This window comes from Streptococcus hongkongensis (assembly GCF_053206145.1).
Genome location: NZ_JBRUGD010000024.1, coordinates 1 through 9,605, shown reverse-complemented (window position 1 = coordinate 9,605; position 9,605 = coordinate 1). Strand labels below are relative to the sequence as shown.

Below are 9,605 nucleotides of genomic sequence, written 5' to 3'. Positions count from 1 at the left end.
GGGCTAGTAGGCTCAATAGAAGCAGCAGATGCCATGGTAAAAGCAGCCAATGTTACCTTGATTGGTAAAGAACATGTTGGTGGTGGTTTAGTAACTGTTCTAGTTCGCGGAGATGTTGGTGCTGTCAAAGCCGCAACAGATGCCGGCGCGGCAGCTGCACAACGAATTGGTGAACTGGTATCCGTTCATGTTATTCCACGTCCGCATAGTGAAGTGGAAACAATTTTACCACATCGTTAATTATTAAAATGCTAAAAAGTAAAGGGTTAGGTTGAGAAAGGAGTAATGGATGTCGCATCAAGAAATAATGGATGGCAATACTGCAGCAGCACATGTTGCCTATGCTTTTAGTGAAATTGCTAGTATTTATCCTATTACACCTAGTTCAACAATGGCTGAAGCTGTTGATAATTGGCAGACCGAAGGAAGAAAAAATCTTTTTGGACAAAAACTCCAAGTTGTCGAAATGCAGTCTGAAGCAGGTGTTGCAGGATTTGTTCATGGCTCACTAAAAACAGGTGCATTGACAACGACCTTTACGTCTTCTCAAGGCCTTTTACTGATGTTACCTAATCTCTATAAAATTGCTGGGGAATTACTTCCAGCAGTCTTTCATGTAGCAGCTAGGGCAGTTACGACAAATGCGCTTAGCATATTTGGAGATCATAGTGATGTGATGGCAGTTCGTCAAAGTGGTTGTGCTATTTTGGCAGAAAGTTCTGTTCAAGAAGTGCTGGACTTATCTGTGGTAGCACATTTGGCAACTTTAGAAACTAGTGTCCCTTTTATTAGTTTTTTCGATGGCTTTAGAACCAGTCACGAACTTCAAAAAATTACCGTTTTTGAAGATGATGAGCTGATACCATTGGTTAATAGGGAGGCTCTTGACGTTTTTCGTTCCAGAGCAATGAACCCTAACCATCCTAAAGTATCTGGAAGTAATCAAGGACCTGAACTCTACTTTCAACAACGTGAAACAGTTAATCGGCATTATCAAATTATTCCTTACGTTGTGCAAAAATACATGTCAAAAATTAATGACTTACGTGGCACTAATTATGATGTCGTGACTTATTATGGTGATCCTGATGCTAAGCAAGTGATTGTAGCAATGGGCTCTGTCACACAGACAATTGAGCAGACTGTTGATTACTTGAATCAACAAGGAAGAAGAGTAGGTTTGGTGACGATTCATCTTTACCGACCATTCCCAAGTGAGCATTTTCTGGCCAGTATTCCGAAAACTGTTGAAGCCATTGCTATTTTAGATCGTACAAAAGAGCCAGGTGCTATAGGAGAACCCTTATTTATGGATGTTCAGACAGCTTTGTACGAAAGTGATAGGCATCCAAAAATTATTGGTGGAAGGTATGGTATTGGTTGTAAAGATACCAGCCCAGATCAGATAGTTTCTGTATTTGATGAGCTACAAAAACCATTTCCCAAAAAACAGTTTACCTTAGGTATAGAGGATGATGTGACAGGTCTGTCTTTGCCATTAACAGATAGTCTTGATTTAACATCAAAAGAAGCCTTTCAAATGATGTTTTGGGGATTGGGTGGCGACGGGACAGTCAGCCTAAATCGCTCAACGATAAAGATTATTGGGCAGTATACTGAAAAAGAGATTCAAGCATACTTTCATTATGATTCTAGAAAGCAAAATGGCTTGACTATCACACATATGAGGTTTAGTGATCACAAGATAAAATCGGCTTACTTTGTTAATCGAACTGATTTCGTTGGGTTATCATCAGCAGCTTATTTGAGACAATATGATATTTTGAAAGGTTTGAAACCTGGTGGTATTTTTTTACTCAATACTATATGGACAAAAGAACAAATTTATCGCAATTTGCCTAAATCCATAAAAAAATACCTTGCTGAAAATAGCATTCAGTTTTATTGTATTAATGCTTACAAGATTGCCCAAACGGTTGGGCTAGATCGAAAATCGAGCATTTGTATGCAGACGGCTTTTTTCCAACTGACAAATATTTTACCAATGGAACAAGCTATTCAAGCGATGAAGCGTGAAATAGTCGAAAAATACCACAAGCAATCTCAAGCTATAATTGATAAAAATTGCAAAGCCATCAGTTTGTCATTAGATGCCTTGGAAAAGATTGATGTTCCAGACGACTGGAAAAATGAATCCTTGGTTCCCCCAAAAAAATCTGAAGCAACTGACGCTTACGTGGAAGAGATTCAAAAACCAATTAATCGTTTAGAAGGCAATCATATCTCAGTAGGTCAATTAATTAAACATGGAATGACAGCAGGTGATATGCCATTAGGAAAAGCACCACAAGAAAAGAGAAGCTTGGCGATTGAGGTGCCAGAATGGAATCCGGATGCTTGTTTACAATGTAATCAGTGCTCATTTGTTTGTCCACATGCAGCTATCAGACCATTTTTAAGTAATCAAGATGAGCTTGATAAAGCACCGCAAGGGTATATTGTCAGAGATTTTAAAGGAAATGATGGACTTTTCTATCGTATACAAGTTTCGGTTGAGAATTGCACTGGCTGTGAGTTGTGTGTAAAAGCCTGTCCAGCTAAAGGTAAAGCCTTGAAAATGATTCCAGCAGATATTGTGAATGATATCAAAATGAAGGAAGAAGCAATCAATTGGGCATTTGCAATGTCTTTAGCTGCTAAAGAAAATCCAGCTAAGCCTGGTACGGTTATGTTTTCACAGTTTGAACAACCCTTGTTGGAATTTTCTGGGGCCTGTCCAGGTTGTGGTGAAACACCATACCTTAAATTATTGACGCAACTTTTTGGGAATCGTCTCATGATTGCTAATGCAACAGGATGCTCGTCAATTTGGGGAGGTATGGCGCCATCAACACCATATAGTACAACTAAGGCTGGTCAGGGACCGGCTTGGAGCAATTCCCTTTTAGAGGATAATGCCGAATTTGGATATGGGATGATGGTGGCAAATCAAATGCGAAGAGAATCATTAATCAATTTAATGACAAAGGCTATGCCATTTGTTTGTGAAGACTTAAAATCAGTTATGTCTGATTGGATATGTCACATCCGTGAGGGTAGAGGAAGCTTTGCTCGTAGTAAGAAACTAGAAGCTTTGCTTCTTGAAGACTATCAAAAGTCAAGTAATCCCCTCATAAAAGAAATTTATGACAAACGTGATTTGTTTGTAAAGCCCTCACAATGGATAGTTGGTGGTGATGGTTGGGCTTATGATATTGGCTTTGGAGGATTGGACCATGTGATTGCAAGTGGTGCAGATGTTAATATCTTAGTTCTTGATAATGAAGTTTATTCTAACACAGGTGGACATGTTTCCAAAGGAACGCCAAGTTCAGCCATTGCTAAATTTTCTTCATCGGGCAACCGAGGAACCAAAAAAGATTTAGGCTTGATGGCAATGACCTATGGAAATGTCTATGTGGCTCAAGTCGCAAGCGGAGCTAATCCCGTACAAGTTATTAAAGCTTTTGAAGAAGCAGAAAGTTATCATGGACCATCTATAATTATTGCCTATGTCCCTTGTATCAGTCATAAATTAGAAGGTGGTATGAAAGAGACACTCACAGAAGCTAGAGAAGCAGTAGAGTCTGGCTATTGGTCACTATACCGTTATAATCCTAACTTGAGAAAGCAAAACCAAAATCCAATGCATCTTGACTACAAACGTCCAAAGTTTGATCGTATGATTACATTCATGTTAAAACAAGAACGATTTTCATCGTTACAACAAATCAATCCGGTTGAATCTGGACACTTACTAGAGGAAACAGTCAGTGCTGCTAAGCGTCGTTTTATAAATTACGCCAAACTATCAGGCGATTATGAAATGTTTAGAACAAAACAAAAAAATGGTCATGGACCAAATAAACAGAAAAGTAAAAGACTAGTTGGTGAAGACTCTCTTGAAGATCTTCTACAAAGCCTTGACTTTTAACTAATTAATGGAGTGAAGAAATGGAAAGAAAACAACAACTACATGTGGGATCCGCTCAAAGTCAGATGGAAAAAGTAACCAATAAATTTCGTGTAAGAGGGATGTTTCATGGGATTTTATCAGGGTTCACATATGGGATTTATTCTGTTTTATTAATGGTGGCTAGTAGCTATAGTCCATTAGTAACGGCTGCAGGTATCTTAGCAGCACCTTATGTAACTTCTGGTCTGAATGATATTTTGTCTGGCCTAATCTTGACGATTTATAATTTGAAACAAGGGAAACTAAAGGAAATACCACGTACACTCAAAACACGACCTGGTCAGCTTTTGATTATTGGTTTCTTATTGGGTGGTCCAATTGCTAGTGGAGCCTATCTGATTGGCCTTTATTTCGCGGGGGCCTATGCTATCCCAATTTCAGCAACCAATGCTTTATTCGGAGCCCTTTTCTCAGCAATTTTCTTAAAAACAAAAATTAATTTCCGTGTTGGCATAGGGATGTTCATCTGTGTAGCGGGAGCTATTATTATAAACTGGGCTAAACCAGAAGGTGCTCCTAATTTTACTTTAGGTATTGCCTGTGCATTAATTGCAGCCATTTGTTGGGGAGCTGAAGGTGTTTTCTCTGCATTTGGCGGTGCGATGCTAGACCAAGAAATTGCTGTTAATATTCGTCAATTAATTTCAGGTTTCATCAGTTTAGTACTCGTCGTTCCATGTATTGGTGCTGTGGGCTTGCTCTTTAAAACATTAGCCGCTGTAACGCCTGTTATTTGGTTAGCACTTGCAGGTGCTGCCGCTGGGACATCATTCATTTTCTGGTATAAGGCAAACTCAACAATTGGTACAGCCATTGGCATGTCACTTAATATTACTTATGCATTCTGGGGTGTTCTGTTTAGTATTCTATTTTTACGCCAAGCAATCACGCCAACTATCGTAATTGGTTCAATTGTCATTATTGTAGGTGCCATACTTGTTACCATGAATCCTTTGGATTTCTTTAAAAAACCTGAAACGATTGAGGAACAACTTAGTGCGGAGAGTGAATAATCTAGGTAAATTGATCATCGCAATATCACTTTGAGGTAAGGAGATGAGGTAGTTGGAAATGACAATAAATTCACTAAAGATGACCGAAAGGTTAGATAAATTAAAAGCTCGTTATTTAACGGTTACTCCAAGTATTACAATTAATCGTGCCCTTGCCTATACAGCTATCGCAAAAGAGCATCTTTATTTACCACCGGAATTGCAAAGAGCCAAAAGTTTTAAACGAGCGTGTGAAACAGCACCTTTGCTAATTCAAGACGGGGAGTTGATTATTGGTCACCCCTGTGGCAAAGCAAGAGCTGGCGCTTTTTCTCCCGATATTGCTTGGGAATGGCTTGCTGATGAACTGGATACAATTGATAAAAGAGCGCAAGATCCTTATGACATTAGTGAAGCAGATAAACAAATCATACGTGAAGAGCTCTTTGCATTTTGGAAAGGCAAATCTCTAGCAGAAAAGTGTGAAGAATCCTTACGTGAGGCAGGTCTTTGGGAATACACTGCTGAGGCAGCTATTGCTGATGTCACTTATCATATTATGAATGATGGTGGGGACTCAAGTCCTGGTTATGATACGATACTTTTTAAAAAGGGAGTTAGTGGCTTAAAAGAAGAAGCGGAAGAAAAACTTGAGCAAATCTTAGGAACTGGACCAGAAGATGATGATAAAAGACTATTTTACATGTCTGAAATTTTAGTTTGCGAAGGGATCATGACTTATGCTCAAAGACTAGCTGATTATGCTCGGACTTTGGCAGACAATGAGTCAGATGTTGACCGTAAGCAAGAGTTAATTGAACTGGCTAGAATTAATGCAACTGTACCAAAAAATCCCCCTCAAACTTTTCAAGAGGCACTGCAAGCGATTTGGACCATTCAATCACTTTTTGTGTTAGAAGGTAATCAATGTTCAACATCCCTAGGTCGATTAGATCAATACCTTTATCCTTTCTACCAAAAAGGTCTTGAAGAAGGAACTTTAAGACAAGAAGAGGCATTTGAATTATTAGGCTGTTTCTTTATTAAATGTTCAGAAGTGATTTGGTACACGCCTAGTGCAACAGCAACTTATTTTGCAGGCTATATGCCCTTTATCAATATGTGTGTTGGAGGACTCAAGCGTGAAGGTGGAGATGGAACAAATGAGCTGACTTATCTCATTATGGAGACTGTTGGCCAAATGAAACTCTATCAACCGACACTAGCCTGCCGCGTTCATAATTTATCACCACAAACCTATCTTGAAAAAATAGTGGATCTGATTAAAGTTGGAGGCGGTATGCCTGCCGTCCACTTTGATGATGCCCATATCAAAATGATGCTAAAAAAAGGCTATAGCTTTGAAGATGCGCGTGATTATAGCTTAATGGGTTGTGTGGAGCCACAAAGAAGTGGCAAAGTTCATCAATGGACAGCGGGAGGCTTTACGCAATGGCCGGTGGCTATTGAGATGGCTCTAAACCAAGGAGCATTGCCTTCTTATTCTGATAAATCATGGCTGAACACAGGTGCCCTTGATACCTTTACCAACTACAGTGATTTTGAAACAGCTGTCAGAAAACAATTGGATTACTTGATTGATAATAACTGTCAAGCAAGTTTAATCATTGAAAAGATTTTTAAAGCAGTTAACCCTGATCCCTACATGTCTTTATTTATTGAAGGATGCATGGATAAGGGGAAAGATGTCATGGCAGGTGGTGCATGCCTTTACCAAGGACCAGGAACCATTTTTGCTGGCTTAGGAACCTATGCCGATTCAATGGCGGCTATCAAACATCTCGTGTTTGATACAAATACCTATAGTCTTCAGCAATTAAAAGATGCCATGGATGCTAACTGGGAAGGTTATGCCCAATGTCATCGTGATTGTTTAGCAGCGCCTAAATATGGCAATGATGAAGATTATGTTGATGAGATAGCTAAGAAAATTCTTGATTATACAGAGCAAAAATTAAATAGCTACCCATCATTGTATGCCCATCATATCCATGGCACCTTATCACAATCTTTCAATACCCCTTTAGGTGAAATGATTGGTGCAACGCCAGACGGAAGAAAAGCATTTGCCCCTCTTTCAGATGGGATGAGTCCCTCTCAAGGGGCAGATAAAAAAGGACCAACAGCCGTTATTAAATCAGTTTCTAAATTAAATGTGGAATCAATGAGTTTAGGAATGGCCCATAATTTTAAACTCACCCCAGGTTTTTTAGAAACAAATGCTGGTAAACAAGCCATTGTGACATTGCTAAAAACAGCTTCTCATATGGGAAATGGGCAAATGCAATTTAATTGTGTAGACAATCAAACACTCATTGAAGCACAAAAAAATCCCAATCAACACCGTGATTTAATTGTTCGTGTAGCTGGTTACTGTGCTTACTTTGTCGAACTCTGCAAAGACGTACAAGATGAAATCATCAGTAGAACGGTGATATATTGAAGTGCTTATTTAGAAAAAAACTCCTCATTAAGTAATAAGTGAAGCAATTGGCTTCATAAAATGAGGAGTTTTTAACTGATAGAAGGGCTTTACTAATAATGAAAAAATAATGTTTAAATTAAAAATGTCTTCAAAAAATTAATAATAATTTGAAAACTCGAAAAAATTAGTTTTTTTATAAGAAAATTAATATAAAAAAACATCTGTTAAGTTCCATTGGATTGTGATATAATCTTGTTTATTGGACTGTTAAATTAACTGAAAATTCAGTATATACTATGTCCAGAGAGAGTGAGAAAAATATGTTACGAAAATTTAATAGGCAGGACTTCATTGAGACTGAGACCAAGTCTCGTGTAAAGTTGCACAAGTCCGGGAAAAACTGGGTCAAAACGACTTTAGCTTCTTTTGGTCTTATTCATTTATTTAGAGGTGGACAAGCAGAAAATCGAATGCTTGAAGACGATGTGAATTTAGTTGTCTCTAAAAACCACCTCATTCAAGGAACGTTAGGTCTGGGTGCTATACTCGGTGGTGCTACATTGGCCGGTCAAAATGTTATGGCAGATACGGCCTCAACTCTACCATTAACATCTCAAACAACTTCAGCCCTTACTGATACAGACTCAACTATCGTTGTATCAGGATCGGCTAGTGATGTGGCATCATCAACTTCTTCATCAGACATAACGTCAACTAGTCAATCAGTCTTAATTAGCAGTTCCATTTCAGCTTCGACTAGTAATTTAGCTTCTCAAAGTTTAAGTGAGTCATTTAGTGAATCTTCTTCTCAAAGTCTGTCAACAATAAACGGAAGTAATAATAGTAGTTCAACCCCTTCTATTCTAACAATAAGTGAAAATGGGACAACAACTAATTTATCAGCAGCTTCAAACACTAATTCTAATTCACTATCTACTAGTTCTCCAATATCTGATATCAATGATTCTACTGTAAGTACAATAACATCCTTGCATGAATCGTTAAATACTTCCATGTCTGCATCGGTAATATCTGATAGCCAAATAACAGTTGTAAATACCACTCCAACTTTTACTAAAGCAACATTGAAATTTTCTGCAGTAACTCTAGCAGCGACGACGCCGACAACTGAATATTTAATCTATAGTAATACTACGTCACAAGGTTCAGGAAATACGGCTTATTCAAGCAATCATTTAATCTCTAGTCTTTATGGTTATTATAATCCAACAACAAATACAATTCGTTGGGTTGTTAATTATACAACAACCAATGCAGTAACAGGGAATAAGTACGTTGGCTTGTATGTTCAACCAGATAGTACCTTAACTTCTATTTCAAATGTAACCTTTAATAGTACACCATATGGCTCAACAACATACAAAAACGCAACATTTGGGACAACCACCTATCCAGGTTACTATTCATCAGGAACATTTGCACCAGGAACAGCTATTACAGCTATATTTACAACAGCTGTTGCACCTGGGACTGATTTAAGCACTATCAATTTGAAAGTTGTTATGTATAGTGCTACAGCAACAACATATAACGAGACAGCAACAATGATTTCTCAAACGTCGAAATATGTTGTTCAAGATGGACCAGAAGTCGGTGTAGATATGATTGGGACTGGAACATATTCAACAACAGAAGTATACACAAATCCAACTTCACAGATAGATAGTACAAGTGCTTCAACTAGTACGAGTACATCATCATCTACAAGCTTAAGTACTTCAACTAGTACGAGTACATCATCATCTACAAGCTTAAGTACTTCAACTAGTACGAGTACATCATCATCTACAAGCTTAAGTACTTCAACTAGTACAAGTAGACTATCTTAAGTGCTTCGACCAGTACAAGTGCCTTGGCATCGAGCTCAGTATCGACTTCAACGTCGCAAAGCGCTTCGACATCAGTATCGACTTCAACATCGATAAGTGACTCAACGTCCGTATCGACTTCAACATCAATAAGTGCTTCAACGTCCGTATCAACATCAATGTCGCAAAGCGCATCGACATCCGTATCGACATCAACGTCGCAAAGCGATTCGACATCTGTATCGACATCAATGTCACAAAGTGCTTCGACATCAGTATCAGGCTCAACGTCACAAAGCGCTTCAACATCAGTATCAGGCTCAACGTCGATAAGTGCCTCAACGTCCGTATCGACATCAACG

5 protein-coding genes and 1 pseudogene are annotated in these 9,605 nt (G+C 38.5%); 5 read left to right on the top strand and 1 reads right to left on the bottom strand.

Going from position 1 to position 9,605, the window contains the following annotated elements:
- The 5 genes from ACVRZD_RS10335 to ACVRZD_RS10315 all read left to right on the top strand — a co-directional run.
- Positions 1–240: BMC domain-containing protein (locus ACVRZD_RS10335; RefSeq protein ID WP_447450490.1), on the top strand; the 240-nt coding region annotated here is incomplete at its 5' end.
- Between the two features lie 49 nt (positions 241–289).
- Positions 290–3,934, top strand: coding sequence for a pyruvate:ferredoxin (flavodoxin) oxidoreductase (gene nifJ, locus ACVRZD_RS10330; RefSeq protein ID WP_447450489.1), 3,645 nt, complete (start codon positions 290–292; stop codon positions 3,932–3,934).
- Between the two features lie 20 nt (positions 3,935–3,954).
- The gene (locus ACVRZD_RS10325) at positions 3,955–4,989 is read left to right on the top strand and encodes a DMT family transporter (RefSeq protein WP_037625283.1); all 1,035 of its coding nucleotides are present in this window, start codon (positions 3,955–3,957) and stop codon (positions 4,987–4,989) included.
- A gap of 58 nt (positions 4,990–5,047) precedes the next feature.
- Positions 5,048–7,432: a choline trimethylamine-lyase gene (cutC, locus tag ACVRZD_RS10320; protein ID WP_447450488.1), complete on the top strand. Its 2,385-nt coding sequence runs from the start codon at positions 5,048–5,050 to the stop codon at positions 7,430–7,432.
- Positions 7,433–7,734: 302 nt separating this feature from the next.
- On the top strand, positions 7,735–9,264 hold the full coding sequence (locus ACVRZD_RS10315; protein WP_447450487.1) for an accessory Sec-dependent serine-rich glycoprotein adhesin: 1,530 nt from the start codon (positions 7,735–7,737) through the stop codon (positions 9,262–9,264).
- Here the strand turns inward: ACVRZD_RS10315 and ACVRZD_RS10310 are convergent.
- Positions 9,242–9,605: pseudogene (locus tag ACVRZD_RS10310) on the bottom strand (hypothetical protein); the annotation flags it as partial. The gene ACVRZD_RS10315 and the pseudogene ACVRZD_RS10310 overlap by 23 nt on opposite strands.